Here is a 22,262-nt window from a genome sequence, read left to right as displayed (position 1 = left end):
ACATCAACTACGGGGCTCGGCGTTGGATCGATATCGAAATAGTCCCATCAAATTACAAACGATGTACATGCTGATCAGCAAGCCAAAGTTAAAAACAAGGAGCAACGAACGGTCTAGTTCAATGAACTTCATGATGAAACCCATGCCGAGAAAAACCAAGTAAGCCAATAATGCGAGAACGACTCGTCCCAGACGGATGGGTAGTCGGTAGCTTTGTTGACTTGCTTGGACCCAAACCGCGAGATAGAGCGCCGCCGCGATCAGAGTGGATATTGCCGCGCCTTGGCCTTGTGCAATTGGGATAAGGATGAGGTTGAGGCTGAGCGCTACAAGACCGGTCAGCACGGTGATTGATAACTGGGTCATTGTGCGACGCGCAAGAGCTAAGCCTGGGAAGAATACGTACATCTGCGACAGCAGCGTTGCTGGCACCAACCAAGCAACCAGCACAGAACTTGGCAGGTATGCTGGTCCCGAAATCCACAAGATGAGCTCTTGTGCATACAAGCTCAAGCCGAGGCTCAGTACCAGTGCTACCGTGATGAAACCTTCGAGCAGGCGAACTAGCTGTCTCGGTGTTGCGGGTGCCGCATGGTAGCGGTAGACAAGTGGGGTCAGAGCAGTCTGAACGCCAACGGTCAGCAGCGCCGTAACGGCTGCTGCTCTTGACGCGACGGCGTAGTATCCCACCTGGTCCAGATTGGCATATGCGTTCAGAATAAAACGATTGATATGGAAGCTGGTGAAGGTTGCCAGGCCCGCAGGCGCCAGCGGCAGTGAGTAGGCAAGCATGCTGCGCAAATGTTTCAAATCGAGCGCCCAATCGAACTGGGTTCGCAAAGCCCAGATGCTCACCCCAACCGCGCTAGCGGCCGCCAACATCTGGCCTGCCAACACACCGGTAGCGCCCCACTTACGACCGAGGCTGTACCCAAGTACCAATGTCAACAGGCTATACAAAATGCTAGTTGAGACGTAACTCAGCGGTCGCATCGACCAACGGAACTGGGCTTGTAGCTGAAGATACAGTGCGTTCCAGGCGATGTAAGCTAGACCTGCTTGCACCAAGCTTGAACGGTCTGGGGTGTCGTACAGAATCTCCGACAGTGACTCAGAAAACGACAGAGCTAGCGCCAGAAATGCACCATGCATCAATGTCGTGAAGCACAGTGCGGTGCCAGCCATCCTGCGCTTTGCTTCTGGGTTTGGCAAGGTGGCCCACTCACGGGCTAGGCCTTGGCCGACTTCCAGGGCAACTACCAGCGTCACTAGGACTCCCGAAGTGAGGATTAGATCCAGTGCACCAAAGTTCTCAGGATCAAGGAAGCGTGTGTAGACAGGCACAGTGAGTAAAGCGATCCCACGTGACGCGATCGTGCCAGCGGCGTAAATACTGCCGTCACGCGCGAGTTGCTTCAACATGGGCTGCCTTGGATTCGTCGTGCCGGGCCCAATAAAGGTAGGCTTTGCTCAGTGATGGCTTGTCATCCAAGCACAGTGCACTTTCACCATATGCGTCAACCAACTCGCGAACGCGACGGCGACCTTCAGTTTCGTCAAGCCCGCAACCTTGCAGGTAGGTTGTCGTCCGAGGGTCAAACCACCAAGCGTCTGGCACCTCACCCCTTAGGCAAGCGACCAAACGACCGGCCACCGCTTCACAGGACCACGCAGATTGGACAAAACTGAGGGCAGCATTGCCCAAAGATCGGCGTGCCTCTGTGTCCCTCACCAACGCCTCCAGAGCCGACTCGAATTGATCAGGATCGACGAAGCGGCTGGGCGGCATTGGCCAATTACCTGCTATCAAGCTCGGTGCGCGTGCGAGGTAACTGCCTACGATTGCAGGTTTGCCGAGCTGGGCAGCCTCGGTTGCTAGCCCAGCCATAGGTGTATCAGAAAACAATTGATCCACAACCAGATCGCAACTTCGGATTTCGTCGAGCACTTGGGCATTGCTGAGGCCGCTGATCTTTGTCCACTCGATTTGAAGTCCACGCGACAACAAAGAATTGACGATCCGCTCGATCCTTTCCGTTCCCTTCACTTGAGGGTTGGAAGGACTGTGGAGTAACTTAATTTTTTTTATGGCGGGTGCGGTCTGTATGTCGGAAGGCGCATCTTCTGTTGAGACTGGTTGTGCTTGACGTTCAGCAAGCGTGCAGGGAAAGCCAAACGCAAACCAGTTGATGACAGGTCGACGATGGAACTGCGCGGTGCCTGGGGCATTGATGCAAATCACACCAGCGTTTTCAAAGCGATGAACGCGTCGACGAATCTTTTGAGTGAGCTGCTTCATCGCCTTTGCTCCAGACCAAGGCCAAGCACCATTCACGTAGGGCGGACGAGCATCTGAGCCGACAAATAGCACGATAGTGCGCTTACCAAGACGGCGCATCAAGAAGAGCTCGAGACGAGTATTCGTGATGGACTTGCCAGATAGAAACACAAACGCTTCGTACCGGATCAAGGAAAGTGCAAGGACTGGCCACGCCAACAGCAAGTGGATCGCCGCGACCGGCCAAGTCCACACTGAACCGCTGGACCGCAAGTTGCGCGAAATACCTCCGGTGGCGTACCACCATCGAGTGATGGTGTTAGTGTGCTGGGCAGTTTCGTAGGCGAAAGGGTGGGGTGACTCGAAGACACCGTCGGCGTGGAAACCCAGGCGGCGCAAGCCGTGTGTCAGACCATGTCCGATGCCCGCAACCTCAGTTGGACCGATAAAGATCCTCACGTATTTCCTCTATTCAGATCTGCTCACCGCGTTGAGCCTGTAACTCCGCTTGGAGTGCGGTAAGAAAGTCGCCATTCACTTGGCCAATCGGCCGCGCGGGCGCGCCAGCAACTATCACTCCGGCTTCCACATCGGATGTGACGCACGAATTGGGAAGTACAACCGCGCCGTCCCCTATGGCTATCCCCGGGTTGAGTACGGTATGGCCGACGATGTAGCATCGGCTGCCGATGCGTGTCTGGCGCCGAATCACGTGTGCTCCGCCAGGTATATTCGTTCCTAGTAGATTGGTTAAGATGCTGGTATGGGTCCAGACGTACACTCCGACACCGATCGTCGTGTGGTCACCGATCTCAAGTCCTCCTGAAGCATCTATAAAAGCATTTTCCCCAATCCAGACATGCTCGCCGCAAATCAGCTTCTCTGGCATAAGAATCTTGGTTTGCTCGCGGACTCGGCAACTTGCAGGTAATCCATAAAGCTTGGCCCGCTCGTCGTCAGCCAGCAACTCGGAGAGCCATCGAAGCGCTATTTGCCGACGCAGTCCCGCGTTTCTTGAGCTTTCTATTTTTGCAGCTAGGACTTCATCAATGAGGCCTTCAAGATTGGGTGCAAGGGCTTTTAGTAGTCGATCGAAAGTATCCATCGCGAGTAGTCAGGTGGTCTTTTGAGTTTTTGGAGCCAATAGCAGCCGATTCAGCAAATTGGTAACTAGCGCCACTTGTTGTGGTCCATAGCTCTCGCAGAAGGGGAGCGCTAGCCCGTGTCTGTATAGGCTCGAGGCGTGGACGGTAGCTGGCAGAGGTTGAATATCCTCGAACGCCGGTTGCATAGAAAGGCATTGGGCGCCTAGGTTGGTCTCGACACCCTCCTCGGCCAAATCGCATATCAGTGTGGCGCGGTCGATGTCGGCTCTTAACACGACCATGAAGGTTTGCCAACTATGTCCTGGATGATTGGCAGGGAGGGCCATGAGACCCGCGGACACCATAGGTGCTAAGGCCTGACGGTAATGAGCGGCAAGTGAGCGACGTTGATCGATCCAGTGTGGCAGATGGGGTAACTGGACCAAACCCATTGCAGATTGGATGTCAGTCAATCTCAGGTTGTAGCCAGGCTCGTCGAAGCGTATTCCCTGAGGTTGGCGGACCATGCCGTGATTGCGCAAGAGGCGAAGCTTGGCTGCCAAGGCGTCGTCGTCCGTCGAAATAATGCCCCCTTCACCAGTGGTCAGGGTCTTGCGCGGATGCAGAGACCAGCAGCCGATGTCTCCATGTGTGCCACAAGCTTTTCCGTGCTCAGTTGCGCCTATGGCGCAGGCCGCGTCTTCGACAATCTTCAATCCGTGATATCGAGCAAGCGGGAGGAGCGCCCGCATGTCAGCGGGATGGCCAAATTCGTGTACGGGGATGAACGCTCGGAGTGGCTGAGGGCCGCGCCATGCATCGATTGCGGCTGCGACTGAGTCAGGGGTGACGCAATAGGTCGAAGGGTCAACGTCTACCAGAACGGGGTGCGCGCCTACCAATCGAACGACATTACCCGTGGCTGGAAACGTGAAGTTTGGAATGAGCACCGCATCACCTGGTCCGATGCCGAGCGCTACAAGCGCAAGGTGTAAGGCCGCCGTGCCAGAGGACACGACGATTGCATGGCGCACGCCCAGAAAGTCTTGCAGCATGGCCTCGAAGCGCTGACCTTGAGCGCCATAAACCAGTTGGCCCGATCGCAAAACAGCATTGACAGCTTCAATTACAGACTCGTCAATTGAGGGTGTGGACAGGCGAAGCATCAGAGCATTCCGGTTCAATTACGGAAGATCGGCGCCAAGCTAGGCAGGCTTGTCTCGTTAGCTGCGATCCATTTGGCTGTTTGTCGCAAGCCGTCTTCAAGCTCGATGGCTGCTGAGAATCCGATGAGTTCCCGTGCTTTTTCGACATTGGGGATTCGCAACTCAATGTCCGCGGATAAGGCTGGGCGGAACTGTACTCGCGAACGGCTTCCAGTTACGCGCAACACTGCCTCGGCTAGACCATAAATGGTCACCACGGCGCGAGCATTCCCGATGTTGAAGGATTCTCCGATGGCCTTGGGATGCTGCAGACACTGTATAACGCCCTCCACCATGTCATCGACAAAACACCAGGCGCGAATTTGAGTACCATCACCAAAGATGAGTAAATCCTCATTTTTTAGCGCCTTGCGGATGAATATGGAAAGCGCGCCTTCTCCGGTCTGTCCAGGCCCGTAGACGTTGAAAGGCCGCACTGTTACCGTTGGTAAATCGTATTGCTTGAAGTAAGCGTGGGCGAGGTGTTCTCCAGCCAGTTTGCTGACCGCATAGGTCCAGCGCGCTTCACCAACAGCACCGGTTACTGTGCTGGCTGTTTCCTGCACCCGAAAGGCGTGGGAGCCAAATACTTCGGAAGTGGAGAATTCCAAAAAGCGTTCCACTCCGCCGATTTGGTGGGCTGCTTCAAGTGCGTTAGCTGTGCCGATCATATTGACTCGCATCGTTGTCACCGGGTTCCGAACCGTGCTATCGATACCAGCAATTGCGGCAGCATGTACGACCAACTGAGCGCCTGTCATAGATTTTTTTAGGTGGTCAAAATCTAGTACATCACCCCGAATTTGCCGTACGTTTGGATGATTGGCGTAGGCGGTACCTTTGAGGGTGTCACGGGTATAGTTGTCAAAAACAACAATGTGGTTGTGGTCTACCAAACGCGCAATCAGTGTGCTGGCGATAAAGCCAGCACCGCCGGTGATGAAGATAGTCTTATTGCTAATCATTTTTTGTTTCTACGGAGCCAGTGAATTGCCTCTGGAGTTTGATTTGCACATTCTTTGTTAGGTACTTGCGCTCTTGGTCTTGCCAGAGATCGGGCTAATGGAAAATTAGGTTGAATTATCACCACTACTACGCATGCGCTTGCTTTTTACTCGCTTTCAACTCTTTGTTGTTTCTTTTGCAGAGGGCTAAGACCTAATTTTCTGGAGAAAAATCAACAATGGCTTGCACGATGCGGTGGAGGTTATTTACATCCAGATATGGGTGTATGGGCAAACTCAGCACCCTCTGTGCTGCCGCATCACCCATGGGCAGCAAGGTGCCGACATCAGCCACGGCGGGTTGTTGGTTCAACGGGAGGGGGTAATGCACCACAGTGGGGATGCCCATTTGCTTGAGTTGGTCTTGCACTTGTTCGCGGTGGGGCACTTGCACGGTGTATTGTGCCCAGGCACTGGTGTTGTGGGGAGCGATATGGGGTGCAGTGATAGCGAACGCACTCACATCTACTCCTTCTCCCGCGAGCGGACGAGGGAGTAGGGTGGTGTAGCACTCGGCAACTTGCTGGCGCGCGGCGATTTCCTCGTCCAGGATAGCCAGCTTGGCCAGCAGAATGGCGGCTTGCAGTGTGTCCAGCCGGCTGTTCACGCCCACGCGGATGTGGTGGTAGCGGCGATCTTGGCCGTGGCGGGCGATCTGACGCATGACCTTGGCCAGTTCATCGTCGTTGGTGAAGATGGCTCCGCCGTCCCCATAACAGCCCAGCGGTTTGCTGGGGAAGAAGCTGGTGCAGGCGATTGGGGTCAGGTTGCAGCTTTTGCGGCCTTTGTAGGTGGCGCCAAAGCTCTGGGCAGCGTCTTCAATGACGGTAATGCCGTGTTTTTGGGCGATGGCATTGATGGCGTCGTAGTCTGCACATTGGCCGTAAAGGCTGACGGGGATGATGGCCCTGGTACGCGGAGTGATGGCGGCTTCCAGCAGGGCTGGATTCAAGTTGTAGGTACGCGGGTCAATGTCCACGTAGACGGGCTTGGCGCGCAGCAGGGCCACGGTTTCTGCGGTGGCAATGTAGGTGAAGCCGGGCGTGATGACCTCATCGCCCGGGCCTATGCCCAGGGCCATCTGGGCGATCTGCAGGGCGTCGGTGCCATTGGCGACGGTAATGCAGTGCTTGGCGCCGGTGTAGGCGGCCAGTTGTTTCTCCAGTTCCGCAACCTCCGGCCCCAGGATATATTGGCCGTGGGCCAATACCCGGGAAATGGCTGCGTCGATCTGGTTTTTGATGCGTGCCTGCTGGGCCTTGAGGTCGATGAAATCAACCATGGTCTGATGCGGGAAGCTTGGTAACCGTTCGGTCGGTTAGCACATAGCGGGCCTCTGTATGCGGGCAGATGGCTTCGCTGTGGCCTTGCAGTGGGAGCGCGAGTTGCTCGCCAAATTGACTCATCCATCCAATGTGCCGTGCGGGCACGCCCACCACCAGGGCATAGGCGGGCACGTCCTTGTTGACCACTGCTCCAGCTCCTACAAAGGCGTATTCGCCAATGGTGGTGCCGCATACAACGGTGCAGTTGGCGCCCAGGGTGGCACCTTTTTTGACCAATGTGTTACGGTACTCGTTCTTGCGTTCGATGAATGCGCGCGGGTTGTGAACGTTGGTGAACACCATGCTGGGGCCGCAAAAAATGCCCTCTTCGAGCGTGACGTTGTCGTACACGCTAACGTTGTTCTGTATCTTGCAGTGGTCGCCAATCACCACCCGGTTGCCCACAAACACATTCTGGCCCAGCGAAACGCTTTTGCCAATGCGCGCGCCGCCGCACACGTGAACCCAGTGCCAGATGCGCGAGCCTTCGCCGATGACTGCGCCTTCGTCCACGATGGCGCTGGGGTGGATGGTGGTGCTCATTTCAATAGGGACACGAACGGGTGCATTTCACGCAGCGTGCTGACCAGCGGTTTGGCTGTGCGAATGGCGTGCACGGTTTCAATACAGGGGCGTGCATCTTCCAGCCCATAACCGTGGCCCGCCAGAATTTCGGTATAGCTGGTGGTGTGCAGGTCGGTAAAGCCGTCAGAGAATTCGAGAGGCTCTCCGCTGATGTCGATGTTGCGGTAGGTGGTCTTCTTGCCTTTGACTGCATCAGGCAGGTCGTTGGCATCAATGGAAAGAAACCACCGGACCCTGGCGCGCTGGTATTCCAGATACCCGCCTGCCTTGGTTTCGGTGTTGTAGTGCACTTCACTGCGCTGCAGCTCGCCAAAAATGAAGTGCAGCATGTCGAAGAAATGCACGCCGATGTTGGTGACCACGCCAAACGATTTGCGGGGATCGCCCTTCCAACTGGCGGCATACCATTTGCCGCGTGAGGTGATGTAGGTCAGGTCGACATCGAACTTGGTGTTTTGCTGGGCTGTAGCCACCTTGTCGCGCAACTGGACAATCGCCTCATGGTGGCGCAGTTGCAGTATGTTGAATACGCGCTGGCCGGTTTCTCGTTCCACCCGCGCCAGCTCATCCACCAGTGCGGGCGTGGGCACCAGGGGTTTCTCGCAAATAACGTCACAGCCCAGGCGCAGTCCTGCCGCGATGTGCGCATGGTGCAGATGATTGGGGGAACACACTGCCACGTAGCTAAGGGCCTGATCAGGGCTGCGCCGCAGCGTGTGTGCACGCTCGTAAAAGCACTCGAAGTCAGTGAAAAAAACGGCGTCAGGTGCCAGGGTGTCGATGATTCCCACCGAGTCATTGACATCGAAGGCTGCTGTCAAGCAATTGCCGGTGTCTTTGATGGCACGCATGTGTCGAGGGGCGATGTAGCCAGCAGCGCCTATCAATGCAAAGTTTTTCATGGGCTCAGAGTCGGTAGACGGTAAATCCCGCCAGGAACAGTTCCTCACGGTCGTAAAGTGACTTGATGTCGGCCAGCACCGGGTTGGGGTGACGGCAGTATGAGCGAAGCTGACTTGCGCTCAAAGCTCGGTAGCTATTGTGTCCAACCGCAACTACAAGAGCGTCTACGGGATGGTCTTCATCCACCAGACCCAAAGTCAACTGGTATTCGTGGTGCACCTCCGCTGCGTTGGCAATGGGATCTGAGATGACCACCTCCATACCCCAGGCTTCCAATTCGCGCACCAGGTTTACCACCTTGCTGTTGCGAATGTCTGGACAGTTCTCCTTGAAGGTAATGCCCAGCACGCCGATTTTGCAGCGGGGTGCGTCCATGCCCGCATGCAACATCATCTTGATCGTGTTGCGCGCGGCATAGCCTGCCATGTTGTCATTGATGCGCCGACCTGCCAGGATGATTTGCGGGTGATAGCCCACCTGCTCGGCCTTGTAAGTCAGGTAGTATGGATCAACGCCAATGCAATGCCCGCCGACAAGACCGGGCCTAAAAGGGACGAAGTTCCATTTGCTGCCTGCAGCTTCGAGTACGTCGAGCGTGTCGATTTCCAAGCGGTCGAACAATATCGAAAGCTCGTTCATCAGAGCGATGTTCAAGTCACGCTGTGTGTTCTCTATGACTTTGGCGGCTTCTGCCACCTTGATGCTGGGAGCCTTGTAAGTGCCTGCCGTGATGATGCGGCAGTAGAGTTGATCGACAGCCTCTGCGGCTTCGGGGGTGCTGCCACTGGTGATCTTGCGAATGCGCGTGATTGTATTGACCTTGTCGCCCGGATTGACACGCTCTGGGCTGTAGCCACAGAAGAAATCACGGTTGAAGCGCAGTCCGGAATATTTCTCCAGCACTGGCACACAGACTTCCTCGGTGACGCCCGGGTAGACCGTAGACTCATAAATCACCAAGGCGCCTGAGCGCATGGCGTGTCCCACGGATTGGCTTGCGTTGATCAGCATGGACAGGTCTGGACGATTGGCATCGTCTACGGGCGTAGGAACCGTCACGATGTATACATTGCAGTCTTGCAGATCGTCGGGATTTGAACTGTATTGCAACTGCGAGGCATCCTCCAATTGCTGTGCGCTTGTTTCATGCGTGCGGTCGTAGCCTGCTTGCAATTCCAGGATGCGTTGCTGGTGGGTATCGAAGCCTACGACGGGATGATGCCTACTAAACTCTACGGCCAGTGGCAAACCTACGTATCCAAGACCAATGATGGCAATTTTGGATTGTGTCGTGATAAGGGTCAGCATTGGATCTTCGTTTGTTCTGTTTGATAGCCATGCACTAGCCGAGAGAGTAAGTGCTTTAGTTCGGCTTCGTCATTCTTCTTGGCAGCTTCGTGCAGAGGCTGCAATATGACTTGCAATTCCTGCCACGGGCAGAAGTCCTCGCGTGCCCTCGTGATGCGCGGATGCGCCGTGGCTAGGGGGTTGTCACCGATCAGAAGTTCTTCAAACAGTTTTTCACCAGGGCGTAGTCCAGTGAACTCAATGGCTATGTCGCCCTGTGGATGCTCTGCATCGCGCACCGTCAGGCCAGACAGAGCCACCATGCGTCGTGCCACGTCAAGGATACGGATGGGCTCCCCCATGTCAAGCAGGAACAGGTCCCCGCCTTCGGCCATGGCTCCCGCCTGCAGCACAAGCTGTGCTGCCTCGGGAATTGTCATGAAATAGCGCGTCACTTCAGGGTGCGTGACTGTGAGTGGGCCTCCTGCTGCGATCTGGCGCCGGAACAGCGGAATCACACTCCCGCTGGAACCCAGCACGTTACCAAAACGCACCATGGAAAAGCGCGTGGGACAGGACCAGTGGGCGTAGGTTTCTGCCTGCGCTCCGCTAAGCGGTGACTTTCGGCTGGCGGCAATGGCTTGCAGCACTTGCTCGGCTACGCGCTTGGTCGCCCCCATGACGTTGGTGGGGCGCACGGCCTTGTCGGTGGAAACGAGTACGAAATTGCGGGTGCCACATTCCAGGGCCATGTGCACCATGTTGAGCGTGCCGAAAACGTTATTGAGCACGCCTTCGCTCACGTTTGCTTCGACCATGGGGACATGCTTGTAGGCGGCTGCATGGTAGATCGAGCAGGGTCGGTGCGTGCGGCAGATATCGGCCATGCGGTGCGGGTTGGCCACGTTGGCTAACAGTGGTACCAGTTCGCAAGCATGCGCACCCTGGTCGCGCAGCGCCTGCAGTTCGTGGTGGATGGCATAGAGCGCGTATTCGCTGTGGTCCACGAGCAGCAACCGCGCTGGTCTTTCGTTCACGATCTGGCGGCACAACTCGCTGCCGATACTGCCGCCTGCTCCCGTGACCAGCACCACTTGCTCTGAAAGATCGCTTCCTATAAGGCTGGGTTGGGGGGCGACGGGTTCGCGGCCCAGTAGGTCTTCGATATCCAACTCCTGGAAGTCCGTCACGGTAACGCGACCGCTAGCCAAGTCAGACAACCCAGGCAGGGTGCGCACACGTACGGCCGCGCTACCAAGGTTCTGAATGATTTGGTGTCTGCGCTGGCGTGTGGTGCTGGGCAGTGCGAGAAGTATGTCAGTGACCTTTAGTTGTTCGATCAGCTCAGGCAGGTTGTTGGGACTGCACACGCGCACGCCGTTGATGGTGCTACCCGCCTTCCTGGGGTCGTCGTCCACAAATCCCATCAACTGATACTGTCGCATGTTCTGCATAGCGGCGGCGGTTTGCGCGCCTGCGCTGCCGGCTCCATAAATGAGTAGTCGATGCGTCGCGTTGCGCGGTCTACCGGCCAACCAGAACCATCCCAGCGCTCGGCTGGAGCCCACCACCAGAAGCAGAATCAGCGGTTGCAGCACGCCAACACTGCGCGGCACTCCCTCCCATTGAGCTAGGAGCAAAATGCTGAACAGTAGGGCACCGTATAGAGCAACGGCTTTGCCTGTGGTGATGAGTGCGGCAATTCCGGTGTAACGAAAGATGGCTCGGTACAAGCCCGCGTGGATGAATATAGGCAGCGCTAAGGCAGGCCCCATGCCATAAACCAACCATTGCAGTCCGGTGGGCCAATGTGGTGTATCCAACCGCAGGGTAAAAGCCAGCCACATCGCAGCAAGGCTCATGCACAGATCCAAGCTCACTACGAAAATCCGCTTGGTGGACCGTGGCCACGATAGGATGGCGCTCAGCATGGGCGTACTAAGTGCCATTGGCGATGACGTAGCTGAAGCATTGTCAAGTGGGGGCATGCTCATCAAGATTGCGCTATCCCCGTCCGCTCCAACACATCCCCCACCAACTCCAAGCGCACCAGCGGATTGTCCAGCTCCATCAGCCGTTGTTTCAATTCCAGGGGCACAGGCAGCAGTTCGCACCAACGGTTCGCTACCCAGCCACAATCATTCAGTTGCGCCGCGGTGGGTGTAATCAAGCTGGGCATATTGGGGTCGCGCAGCTGCAGTGTGTGCAAGACCTGAGCCAAGGCGGTTGACGCCTTTTTGAGATCGTCTGGAACCGGTATTGTCAGATCCCGTTCGATGTGGCCCACGTCGGCAATCCACAGGCCGTGGGGTAGGTGATGGCGCTGGGTAATGCGAAAGCGCTGGCTACCACGGCATGACAGGGTGATCAGTCCGGGCTGGGGTGTCTCCAGTTGCTCGATCATGGCCAGGGTGCCGACATCGTTGAAGCGTTCTTCTGGCGCGCCGGCCTGGCGCACTTCGCGGCCTTGGGTTAGGGCGACCACGCCGAAAGGTGCGCCTGCCTGGTGGCACTTGCGCACCATGTCAAGATAGCGCATCTCAAACACCCGCAGAGCCAACATTCCGTCCGGGAACAGGACGGAGCCCAATGGGAAAAGCGGCAGGGACGACAAGGTGAGGGGTGGGGTCATGGGCGCGTGGGTGCCTTCGCCCGCTATCATCCCACGACACCGTCGGCTTTTGCTGCGCGCCACTGCTTTTGTCTCATCCATGCTCTACCAGATCGCCTCATTCCTGCTCGACGTTGTTGGTGGCCTGCTCACGGGGGCCTGCCTGCTGCGCCTGTATATGCAATGGCAGCGCATCCCGTTTTCCAACCCTGTCGGCGGGCTGGTTTTTGCACTGACGGACTGGCTGGTCATGCCGCTGCGCAAGGTGATTCGGCCCGTGGGGCGCTGGGATGTGTCAAGCCTCGTCGCGGCCGCGCTGTTGCAACTGCTGCAGTATTTCCTGCTCACGCTCCTGCTGGGCGCGGCGTCCGCATGGGCGTGGCTGCCGTGGCTTGCCTTGTTCGGGCTGGCGCGTGTGGCGGTGTCGGGGCTGATCGGCCTCCTGATCGTCCATGCCGTGATGTCCTGGGTGCAGGCACGGTCGCAACTCTCGGACGTGATCGCCCGGCTGTGCGAACCGGTGTTGCGGCCATTTCGCCGCATCATCCCGCTGGTCGGAGGGATCGATCTGTCGCCCCTGGCCGTGCTGGTGCTGCTGCAGGTGGCCATGATCGTGCTGGGCCATCTGCAGGCCAGCGTGATGAGGTAACCCCCCCTGAGTCGCCGTCGGCGCCTTCCCCCTCAAGGGGATGAGGGGGACGCGGGCCTCGCTGCGGGGCAGCCCTTCCTTGCCCTCTCTGGCAGGCACCGCGCCGGTATCAACGGCTGCGTGCTGTGCGGGGGGGCTGATAAAATATGCCTCTGGCGCTTATCTGGTAAGCGCTGACAGCTATCAAAAAAGAAGCGATCTCCTCGTGAGTTACTTTGCGGACCCGCTGTCGCTTGGATGACTTACATCACTGCATCGGCGGGCAGACGCTGCAGCATGGCCAGGCTGCTGGCCACGGTGTTGCGCAGTTCGCGGCGGTCGCAAATGAAGTCCACGGCGCCCTTGGTCTGCAGGAACTCGGCGCGCTGAAAGCCCTCGGGCAGGGTCACGCGCACGGTGGATTCGATCACGCGCGGGCCGGCAAAGCCGATCAGGGCCTTGGGCTCGGCGATCACGATGTCGCCCACGAAGGCAAAGCCCGCGCTCACGCCGCCCATGGTCGGATCGGTCAGCACGCTGATGTAGGGCAGGCCCTTCTTGGCCAGGCGGGTCAGGGCGGCATTGGTCTTGGCCATCTGCATCAGCGACAGCAGGCCTTCCTGCATGCGCGCGCCGCCGGTGGCGGTGAAGCAGATGAAAGGCACTTTCTGTTCGATGGCGGTTTCCACGCCCCGCACGAAGCGCTCGCCCACCACGGAGCCCATGGAGCCGCCCATGAAGTCGAACTCGAAGCACGCGGCCACCATGTTGATGCTCTTGACCGCGCCGCCCATGACGATGAGGGCGTCGGTCTCGCCGGTGTTCTCCAGGGCTTCCTTCAGGCGCTCGGGGTATTTGCGGCTGTCCTTGAACTTGAGGGCGTCCACCGGCAGCACTTCCTGGCCGATTTCGTAGCGGCCTTCGGCATCCAGGAAGGCATTGAGCCGCGCGCGGGCGCCGATGCGGTGGTGGTGGCTGCAGTGGGGGCAGACGTTCTGGTTGTGCTCCAGATCGGCCTTGTAAAGCACCGTCTCGCAGCTCGGGCACTTGATCCACAGGCCTTCAGGCACCTGGCGGCGCTCGGTGGGGTCCGTTTGCTGGATCTTGGAGGGCAGAAGTTTTTCGAGCCAGGACATGGTTTTCCTCTGTATGAATGGGCCAGCAGCGGCGGCACGGCCTTGAAACTGGCGCGGCCCAAAGGCCACGGCTCCCGCGCAAGGGCCGCCCCGCCGCGCTGGGAGCGTCCCCCTTCCCGCGCAAAGCGCGAGAGAAGGGGGAAACGGCAAAGCCGCTCAGGGGGATGCTCTTTATTCTACGCGTCCAAAGCCTTGCGGATGCCGCGCAGGAAGTCGATGGTCAGGGGCACCACCTTGGCGTGTTCCTGGTCCTCGATGAGCTGGATGATGCGGCTGCCGATGACCACGGCATCCGCCACCTTGCCGATCGCCTGGGCCGTGGCCGCATCGCGGATGCCGAAGCCCACGCCCACGGGGATGGTCACATGCTGGCGGATGCGGGGCAGCATCTGCTCCACGGCCGAGGTGTCGAGCGCGCCCGAACCGGTCACGCCCTTGAGCGATACGTAGTACACATAGCCGCTGGCCACGCGCGCCACCTGGGCCATGCGTTCATCCGTGCTGGTGGGGGCCAGCAGGAAGATCAGGTCCATGCCGTGCGCGCGCAGGCTGGCCGCGAAGGCCTCGCATTCCTCGGGCGGGTAGTCCACGATGAGCACGCCATCGACACCGGCCTCGGCGCTGTCGCGCACAAAGGCGCCTGCGCCGTGGATCTGGTCATAGCGCTCCACCGGGTTCGCGTAGCCCATCAGCACCACGGGCGTGGTGCTGTTGCGCTTGCGGAACTCGCGCACGTGGTCCAGCACCTGCACCATGCCTACACCCAGGCCCAGCGCCTTTTCGCCCGCCTTCTGGATGACGGGGCCGTCGGCCATGGGGTCGGAGAAGGGCACGCCCAGTTCGATCACGTCGGCACCGGCCTCCACCATGCCGTGCATGAGGGCGGGCGTGATGTCGGCAAACGGAAAACCGGCGGTGACATAGGGAATCAGCGCCTTGCGGCCCTGGGCTTTCAGCTGTTCGAAAGTGGTGTCTATGCGGCTCATGGCTTGGCGTCTCCTGGGGCGCCCTTGACGGTCAGGCCGCGCATGGAGGGGCGGTCGTAGAAATCTTCTCCTGACAGGTCGGCCACGGTGCCGATGTCCTTGTCGCCCCGGCCCGAGAGGTTGACCAGGATGGACTGGTCCGGCCGCATCGTGGGTGCAAGCTTGAGGGCATAGGCGAAGGCGTGGCTCGATTCCAGCGCCGGGATGATGCCTTCGGTGCGGCACAGGTGGTGGAAGGCGGACAGCGCTTCCTGGTCGGTGATGCCCACGTACTCGGCGCGTCCGATCTCCTGCAGCCATGCGTGCTCGGGACCTACGCCGGGGTAGTCCAGGCCCGCGCTGATGCTGTGCGTTTCGGTGATCTGGCCGTTGGCATCCTGCAGGATGAAGGTGCGGTTGCCGTGCAGCACGCCACTGGAGCCACGCTGCAGCGATGCCGAGTGCTTGCCGCTGTCCAGACCTTCGCCGGCGGCCTCCACGCCGATCAGGCGCGTCTTCTCGAACGGGATGTACGGATGGAAGATGCCCATGGCATTGCTGCCGCCGCCCACGCAGGCGATCACGGCATCGGGCTGCTCGGCGGCGATCTTCTGCGCGGCGAGCATGGGGGGCATCTGTTCGATGGCTTCCTTGCCGATCACGCTCTGGAAATCGCGCACCATCATCGGGTAGGGGTGCGGGCCCGCCACCGTGCCGATGATGTAGAACGTGTTGTCCACATTGGCCACCCAGTCGCGCATGGCCTCGTTGAGCGCGTCCTTCAGGGTCTTGCTGCCCGACTCGACAGGCACGACGGTGGCGCCCAGCAGTTTCATGCGAAAGACGTTCGGGCTCTGGCGCTTCACGTCCTCGCTGCCCATGTAGACCACGCATTCCAGGCCGTAGCGCGCGCAGATCGTGGCCGTGGCCACGCCGTGCTGGCCGGCGCCCGTCTCGGCAATGATGCGGGGCTTGCCCATGCGCTTGGCGAGCATGGCCTGGCCGATCACGTTGTTGATCTTGTGGGCGCCGGTGTGGTTGAGGTCTTCGCGCTTGAGGTAGATCTGCGCGCCGCCCGTTTCGCGGCTGGTGCGCGCGGCGTGGTACACGGGCGATGGGCGGCCCACGAAGTGCTTGAGCTCGTAGTGGAATTCTGCGAGGAACTCTGGGTCGTTCTGGTAGCGGGCGTACGCCTCGCGCAGTTCCTGGATGGCGTGGGTCAGTGTCTCGCTGACGAAGCTGCCGCCGTAGGAGCCGAAATGGCCTGAAGCATCAGGTTGCTGATAGGAATTCATGAGGGTTCTTTGCAAGTTGGGCATCGGCCGCGCGCACGGCGGCGATGAACCGATGGATTTTTCCGGCGTCCTTGATGCCCTTCAGGGGCTTGCCATCGGGGCTGTTCGGATCTACGGCCTCGACGCCGGAGCTGACATCAACCGCCAGCGTCTTGCAACGCGGGCGGACTTGCAAAATGCCATCGGTCACGTTTGCAGGCGTGAGTCCACCAGACAAAACGAGGTGAGAGCTGACGCTTGGTGGAAGGAGTGACCAATTGAATGCCTTGCCGCCGCCGCCGTACCCCTCGACATGGGCGTCGAGCAGGATGGCCTGGGCGTGGGAGTAATCGTGCGCGTATTTTACGAGGTCGAACCGTGCCGCACCGTCGCCAAGGGGAATGCGCGCGGCCCGCAGGTAAGGCCGTGCCCCCTGGCCGGTGGCGGCCAGGCAATCCTCGGGCGTCTCGTCACCATGAAATTGCACGGTGGCACCCGCTATCAAAGCGCTGGCAGCTATCACTTTGGGAGCGGTTTCATTCACGAAGAGCAAAACCGGCGTGACAAAAGGGGGCAGGCGCCTGGCCAGCTGTGCCGCGCGTTCGGGTGTCACGGCACGTGGGCTGGGCGCGTAGAGCACGAATCCGACGGCATCCGCGCCAGCCGCCACGGCCGCGTCGACGTCTTCTTCGCGGGTCAGGCCACAGATCTTGATGCGGGTGCGGGCCGGGGAGGGGACTTCTTTGGCTTTCATGGCAGCCAATCATACGCAGCCGTGCGCTGGGGCAGGCCCCACGAGGCGTCGTAGACAGGGCCTTGAAAATACAGTCCATCCGGAGAGAACGTGGGTGCCGCGGCGTCGCGCGATCTTGCCGCGAGTACCTGCGCTACCCACTGCGGAGGGTATTTGCCTTGGCCCACGGCCACCAGGCAGCCCATGATGTTGCGGATCATGTGGTGCAGGAACGCGTTGGCCTCGAACTCGAAGCGCCAGTAGCAGGAACTCCAACCCAGTTCCGGGTGCGGGGCGTTGAGGCCCCGGCGCGAGATATCGATGCGCTGCAGGGTCTTGACGGGCGACTTGGCCTGGCACGCGGATGCACGAAACGAGGTGAAGTCATGTTCGCCCAGCAGGTGGTCTACGGCCTGGCGCATCGCATCGTGATGGAGCGGGTGGAATACCCATCCCACGCGCCCCGAGTCCACGCTGGGCCGCACGGGTGATTGCAGCAGCACATACGCATAGCGCCGCGCGACGGCGCTGGCCCGGGCGTGAAAACTGTCCGGCACGTGCTGCGCCCATTGCACGGCAATGTCGGCAGGGAGGAAGGTATTGGTGCCGCGCACCCACGAAGCGCAGGGGCGGTTCAGTGGCGTGTCGAAGTGCACCACCTGCATCAGCCCATGCACGCCCGCATCGGTGCGGCCTGCGCACAGCGTGCTCACAGGGTGCGTGGCAAAGCGGCCCAGGGCCGCTTCGAGCTTGTCTTGAATGGTGTCGCGGGACAGCTGGCTTTGCCAGCCGCTGTAGGCCTGGCCGTTGTAGCTGACACCCAGCGCCACCCGGGTCATGGAGTGGCGGCCTGGGGGCGGGCGGGGGCGGCCTGCGGGGCGGGCCGCATCAACCCAGTTCGGCCAGCATGCGCTGGGCGCGGGTCTTGAGCGCGCCGCTGGACTCGGCAACCACTTCTTCGATCAGCGTGCGTGCACCATCCGTATCACCGATGGCATTGAACTCTTCGGCGAGCGCGAGCTTGGTGGCCAGTGGGTCGTCCTGCGCCGCCGCCGAGCCGTCGTCGCTCAATTCAGGGGCCGGCAGAGGGGCCTTGGCTGCGGGGGCCGCCATGGGCTTGGAGGGGGCGTTCAGGTCCAGCGACAGGTCGCCGAGGTCAAACTCCATCGGGCCGGAGTCCTGGGCATCCGCGGTGAGCGGCATGGGGCCCGAGGGTGCCATGCTCAGGTCGTCCGCCGAAGGAAAGTCCAGATTGGCCACGGGCGGAGGCGCCATCGTGCCCGAGGCTGGTGCCACTTCTGGCGCATTCCAGGCGGGAGCGGTCGCCGACGGCAACTCCGGCAGGTCCAGTTCAGGGCGCAGTGTCTGCGGCTCATCGGCCGGGTCCGCTGCGCGGCGGGCGCCGCCCGATGCCGCGGCCGCGGCTGCCGCTGCGGCAAATCCGCCGGGAGGTGCCGGAGCCACCGCTGGTGCATCGGTCAGCGCGTCGTCGGGCAGGTCCAGATCCAGGTCAAGGTCCAGGTCGGGGGGCAACGCAGCCGTCGCCGCCGCACCGCCCACGCCCGTGAACGTGCTCGGGAATCCGCCTGGGGGCAGCGATGGCGACTCGTCCTCGGCCATGCCTGGGCGGCCGCCAGGCTGGTAAAGGCGGTTTTCGGGATCCAGATCGCGGCCAAGCTCGGCAATGCGGTTCCAGTCCGGGCCTTCGCCCTGGGTCAGCTTGAACACGTCCCCTGCCACCGCCTCCAGGGCCTTGCGGTCCTGGCGCTTGGCGTAGATCTCACCGAGCTTCACATGCACCGACACGCGGGCAGGGTTGTGGCGGATCGCCTCCTTGAGGATTTCCTCGGCCTGCAGGTCACGGCCATAGGCCAGGTACACGTCGGCTTCGGCCACAGGATCCACGTCGCCGCCGGCATCGAGCTGGCTGGGCGAGTAGGCCATGGACGAGCCCGTGGTCATCTCGCTGTTGGCGGTATCGACGCGCTGCCCGCCGCTGGCGCCGAAGAACGAATCCGGCTGGATGCGGCTTTCCAGGAAGGAGCTGTCGACGCCCGCATTCTGGCGGCGGCGCTGAACCACGCGGTAGGCGCCATAGCCCAGCAGCAAGGCCAGGAGCCCGCCACCGGCGAGCGGCAGCAGCGGGTCGTCCATGAGGCCGGACAGGAAACCCGGCTCTTCAACTGGTGCGGGAGCCGGTGCGGGAACGCGGACTGGCTTCGCTGGCGCCGATGCGGCCGGAGCGGGTGCGGAGGCAGGCTCGGACGCGGCTTCCGCCGGCACGGCTGCATCTGCCGGCGCGCTGGCTGCGGGAGCGGGGGCTGGTGCCGGGGTTTCCGGCACGGCAGGGGCCGTGGGCGTGGCAGGAACGGCGGGTGCCTGCACTGCCACCGCGGCGGGAGCGCTGGCGGCGCCGGCGGGCGCCGGTGCGGCGCTGCCCGCAGCGGCCGACGCGGCGCCCAGCTTGTTGAGGTCCGTGATGTTCTTGGACAGCTCGGCCATGCGCGTGGCGGCCTCTCCGGCTTGCTTGTCCTTGGCGAGCTGGTCCTCGGCCGCCTTCTGGCCCTTGACGGAACCTTTGGACAGCGTGAGCTTGTCGGGCGCGGCCGTGGCAGGTTTCTTGTCCTCCACACGGGCCTGCACCGCGCCGGAGGCCGAGCGTTCTGCGGCGGCGACCGCGGCGGTGGGGGCGGCACCCGCCAGCTTGCGGCGGAATTCGTTGAAGTCCCGGGCCTGCGCGGCAAGGATCTGACGCGCCTCGGGTGCCGGCGTGGACTGCGCCGCAGCCTGGTCGGGCATCTGCAGGACCGCGCCAGCCTTCAGGCGGTTGACATTGCCCTGGATGAAGGCATCGGGGTTCGCGCGCATCATGGCGACCAGCATCTGGTCGAGGGACACGTCGGCGGGGCGGTGGGCGTTCGCAATGCGGCCCGCCGTGTCGCCTGCCTGCACCCTGACTCCATCGGCGGGGGCGGGGCGGGCGGCCACGGCTGGCGGACGCGGCGTCGGCGGTGCGGCAGGGGCCGCCGCTGCGGGGGATTCGCTGGCCCGCGGGGCGACCGGCGCGCGCACGGCAGGGGCCTGCTGGGTGGCCGGCGCAGGCAGCTGCGGAGAGGCCGTCACCGCTGGCGCGGGACGGCGCAGCGTGGGCGGGTCGAACAGCATGGTGTAGCTGCGCACGATGCGGCCCGAGCCCCAGTTGGCGTCCAGCACCAGGTCGAGGAAGGGTTCGTTCACGGGCCGGCTGCTCGTCAGGCGCAGCACGGCCGTGCCATCCGGGCGGCGCTGCAGCTGGATCTGCAGATTGTTGATGGTGGGCGTGTATTCCATGCCCTGGGCGCGGAACACGTCCGGGGAGGCCGTGGTGGCCCGCAAGCTGTCCGCTTCGGCGGGAGTGATCTGGGGCAGGTCGATTTCGGCGCGCAGGGGCTCGCCCAGGGCAGACTGCACGGTGATGCGGCCCAGCGCCAGGGCCGAGGCGTCGCCCGCGTACAAGCCGGCCGACACTACGGCTGCCGCCGCCAGGGCAGAGAATTTCCAACGATGCATGTTTGCCAACAACTGAGTAGGTTTTTGTGCGGCTCGGTCGAGCGGTGCTTTTTTTCTCATGGTCTGGTCCCGCCCCGGCGCGTGAAAATATGTAAAAAGCACCATAGCATCAATGTTTTGCACTGACAAGCTGAGGTGGCGCCGAAGCTTTGAGAGGGGTCCTGGCGCCCCAAGTTGGGGCGCCAAGATGTTGCCAATTGCCAACGTGGCGTAACTGAGTGTGTCAAGACCCCTGGCGCAAAAAAGCGCGCGCAGCCGGGGCTGCGCGCGCTTTTCGGGGGGCCGGAGCTCAGGCGTCGAGCAGGATGCGCAGCATGCGGCGCAGCGGTTCGGCCGCGCCCCACAGCAGCTGGTCGCCAATGGTGAACGCGCCGACATATTCAGGCCCCATGGCCAGCTTGCGGATGCGGCCCACGGGGATGTCCATGGTGCCGGTCACCGCCACGGGCGTCAGGTCCTTGATGGTGGCTTCCCGGGTGTTGGGCACGACCTTCACCCACTCGTTGTCGGCGGCGATCATGGCCTCCAGGTCCGCCAGGGGCACGTCCTTCTTCAGCTTGAAGGTCAGCGCCTGGCTATGGCAGCGCATGGCGCCCACGCGCACGCAGAAGCCGTCCACCGGCACGGCGGGGGCGCTGAAGCCCTCGCCCTGGCCCAGGATCTTGTTGGTTTCCGCCATGCCCTTCCATTCTTCCTTGGACATGCCGTTGCCCAGGTCCTTGTCGATCCAGGGGATCAGGCTGCCGCCCAGCGGCACGCCGAAGTTGGCGGTTTCAGCGCCCGTCAGGGCGCGTTGCTTGGCGATCACCTTGCGGTCGATTTCCAGGATGGCGCTCTTGGGGTCATCGAGCAGGGCCTTCACTTCGGCGTTGAGCGTGCCGTACTGCGTGAGCAGCTCGCGCATGTGCTGCGCGCCGCCGCCGGAGGCCGCCTGGTAGGTTTGCGTGCTCATCCATTCCACGAGACCCGCCTTGTACAGGGCGCCTACGCCCATCAGCATGCAGCTCACGGTGCAGTTGCCGCCAATCCAGTCCTTGCCGCCCTGGGCCAGGGCGTTCTTGATCACGGGCATGTTGACCGGGTCCAGGACGATGACGGCGTTCTTCTCCATGCGCAGGGAGGAGGCGGCGTCGATCCAGTGGCCGTTCCAGCCGGCGGCGCGCAGCTTGGGATAGACCTCGTTGGTGTAGTCGCCGCCCTGGGCGGTGATGATGATTTCGCAGCGCTTGAGGGCCTCGATGTCGAACGCGTCCTGCAGGGTGCTCTCGTTCCTTGCCTGCGCGGGAGCCTTGCCGCCTGCGTTCGAGGTGGAGAAGAACATCGGCTCGATCAGGTCGAAATCCTTCTCCTGCGCCATGCGGTCCATCAGGACCGAGCCGACCATTCCGCGCCAGCCAACCAACCCTACCAACTTGCTCATTTCAACGCCCTTTCTAAATAAGAAACAGTGCCAGACCGGACTGCTCGCCTGGCTCGTCTGGCCAGGGAGGGCGCACGACGAACCAGGCTGAGTCAGCCCTTAATGGTCGTGGTTTTGGTGATGGTTGCGCGCGCAGCCACACCGGCCAGGGCGGCGGGTGCGATGTTCAGGGCGAACGGGCGGGCGGCAAACATAGGCGAATATTGTACCGGATACGGCCTGGATCCGGGTGCGCTGGCGGCCCTGCGGCGCGCGCCCTCCGTGGGCGGCGCAA

General features: G+C 61.2%; 19 protein-coding genes. 1 reads left to right on the top strand and 18 read right to left on the bottom strand.

Annotated elements, in window-relative coordinates:
- Positions 1-3: 3 nt before the first annotated feature.
- From ACAM51_RS06005 to ACAM51_RS05955, 11 genes are all read right to left on the bottom strand, one after another.
- Entirely contained in the window at positions 4-1,422 is a 1,419-nt protein-coding gene (locus ACAM51_RS06005) for a lipopolysaccharide biosynthesis protein (protein ID WP_369642995.1), read from the bottom strand.
- A complete protein-coding gene (locus ACAM51_RS06000; RefSeq protein ID WP_369642994.1) occupies positions 1,400-2,677 on the bottom strand; it encodes a glycosyltransferase in 1,278 nt (425 codons plus the stop codon). Before ACAM51_RS06000 ends, ACAM51_RS06005 begins: the two co-directional genes overlap by 23 nt.
- 73 nt (positions 2,678-2,750) lie before the next feature.
- Positions 2,751-3,383, bottom strand: coding sequence for a hypothetical protein (locus ACAM51_RS05995; protein WP_369642993.1), 633 nt, complete (start codon positions 3,381-3,383; stop codon positions 2,751-2,753).
- Between the two features lie 9 nt (positions 3,384-3,392).
- A complete protein-coding gene (locus ACAM51_RS05990) occupies positions 3,393-4,529 on the bottom strand; it encodes a DegT/DnrJ/EryC1/StrS family aminotransferase (protein ID WP_369642992.1) in 1,137 nt (378 codons plus the stop codon).
- Between the two features lie 14 nt (positions 4,530-4,543).
- A complete protein-coding gene (locus tag ACAM51_RS05985) occupies positions 4,544-5,533 on the bottom strand; it encodes an NAD-dependent epimerase/dehydratase family protein (RefSeq protein WP_369642991.1) in 990 nt (329 codons plus the stop codon).
- Between the two features lie 193 nt (positions 5,534-5,726).
- Positions 5,727-6,854, bottom strand: coding sequence for a DegT/DnrJ/EryC1/StrS family aminotransferase (locus ACAM51_RS05980; protein ID WP_369642990.1), 1,128 nt, complete (start codon positions 6,852-6,854; stop codon positions 5,727-5,729).
- Positions 6,847-7,440, bottom strand: a complete 594-nt coding sequence (locus tag ACAM51_RS05975; protein WP_369642989.1) for an acyltransferase — start codon at positions 7,438-7,440, stop codon at positions 6,847-6,849. The genes ACAM51_RS05980 and ACAM51_RS05975 overlap by 8 nt, the downstream gene beginning before the upstream one ends.
- Complete coding sequence (locus tag ACAM51_RS05970) at positions 7,437-8,384, bottom strand: Gfo/Idh/MocA family oxidoreductase (protein ID WP_369642988.1); 948 nt, start codon at positions 8,382-8,384, stop codon at positions 7,437-7,439. The genes ACAM51_RS05975 and ACAM51_RS05970 overlap by 4 nt, the downstream gene beginning before the upstream one ends.
- A gap of 4 nt (positions 8,385-8,388) precedes the next feature.
- Positions 8,389-9,693 (bottom strand): nucleotide sugar dehydrogenase, encoded by a 1,305-nt coding sequence (locus ACAM51_RS05965; protein ID WP_369642987.1) that lies wholly within the window; start codon positions 9,691-9,693, stop codon positions 8,389-8,391.
- The gene (locus ACAM51_RS05960) at positions 9,687-11,603 is read right to left on the bottom strand and encodes a polysaccharide biosynthesis protein (RefSeq protein WP_369642986.1); all 1,917 of its coding nucleotides are present in this window, start codon (positions 11,601-11,603) and stop codon (positions 9,687-9,689) included. The genes ACAM51_RS05965 and ACAM51_RS05960 overlap by 7 nt, the downstream gene beginning before the upstream one ends.
- Before the next feature lie 62 nt (positions 11,604-11,665).
- The gene (locus ACAM51_RS05955; RefSeq protein WP_369642985.1) at positions 11,666-12,304 is read right to left on the bottom strand and encodes an LON peptidase substrate-binding domain-containing protein; all 639 of its coding nucleotides are present in this window, start codon (positions 12,302-12,304) and stop codon (positions 11,666-11,668) included.
- A gap of 79 nt (positions 12,305-12,383) precedes the next feature.
- Here ACAM51_RS05955 and ACAM51_RS05950 point away from each other — a divergent pair, with 79 nt between their 5' ends.
- A complete protein-coding gene (locus tag ACAM51_RS05950) occupies positions 12,384-12,932 on the top strand; it encodes a YggT family protein (protein ID WP_218295574.1) in 549 nt (182 codons plus the stop codon).
- A 242-nt stretch (positions 12,933-13,174) separates the two neighbouring features.
- Here ACAM51_RS05950 and accD read toward each other — a convergent pair whose 3' ends face one another.
- The 7 genes from accD to asd all read right to left on the bottom strand — a co-directional run bounded on the left by accD (position 13,175) and on the right by asd (position 21,988).
- Positions 13,175-14,047: an acetyl-CoA carboxylase, carboxyltransferase subunit beta gene (gene accD, locus ACAM51_RS05945; protein ID WP_369642984.1), complete on the bottom strand. Its 873-nt coding sequence runs from the start codon at positions 14,045-14,047 to the stop codon at positions 13,175-13,177.
- A gap of 176 nt (positions 14,048-14,223) precedes the next feature.
- Positions 14,224-15,033, bottom strand: coding sequence for a tryptophan synthase subunit alpha (gene trpA / locus ACAM51_RS05940; RefSeq protein ID WP_218295572.1), 810 nt, complete (start codon positions 15,031-15,033; stop codon positions 14,224-14,226).
- The gene (gene trpB / locus ACAM51_RS05935) at positions 15,030-16,307 is read right to left on the bottom strand and encodes a tryptophan synthase subunit beta (RefSeq protein WP_218295571.1); all 1,278 of its coding nucleotides are present in this window, start codon (positions 16,305-16,307) and stop codon (positions 15,030-15,032) included. The genes trpA and trpB overlap by 4 nt, the downstream gene beginning before the upstream one ends.
- Positions 16,285-17,040, bottom strand: a complete 756-nt coding sequence (locus ACAM51_RS05930; RefSeq protein WP_369642983.1) for a phosphoribosylanthranilate isomerase — start codon at positions 17,038-17,040, stop codon at positions 16,285-16,287. The genes trpB and ACAM51_RS05930 overlap by 23 nt, the downstream gene beginning before the upstream one ends.
- Complete coding sequence (truA, locus tag ACAM51_RS05925) at positions 17,037-17,858, bottom strand: tRNA pseudouridine(38-40) synthase TruA (RefSeq protein ID WP_369642982.1); 822 nt, start codon at positions 17,856-17,858, stop codon at positions 17,037-17,039. Before truA ends, ACAM51_RS05930 begins: the two co-directional genes overlap by 4 nt.
- 49 nt (positions 17,859-17,907) lie before the next feature.
- A complete protein-coding gene (locus tag ACAM51_RS05920) occupies positions 17,908-20,568 on the bottom strand; it encodes a FimV/HubP family polar landmark protein (RefSeq protein ID WP_369642981.1) in 2,661 nt (886 codons plus the stop codon).
- Between the two features lie 289 nt (positions 20,569-20,857).
- Positions 20,858-21,988 carry an aspartate-semialdehyde dehydrogenase gene (gene asd, locus ACAM51_RS05915; protein WP_218340122.1) on the bottom strand — a complete coding sequence of 377 codons (1,131 nt, stop codon included), beginning with the start codon at positions 21,986-21,988 and terminating at the stop codon, positions 20,858-20,860.
- Positions 21,989-22,262 lie beyond the last annotated feature (274 nt).

It is taken from the genome of Acidovorax sp. A79 (assembly GCF_041154505.1).
In the GTDB taxonomy this organism is placed as follows: domain Bacteria; phylum Pseudomonadota; class Gammaproteobacteria; order Burkholderiales; family Burkholderiaceae_C; genus Acidovorax.
Note: the sequence above shows the minus strand (reverse complement) of the source record. Positions and strands in the feature narration are given on the sequence as shown.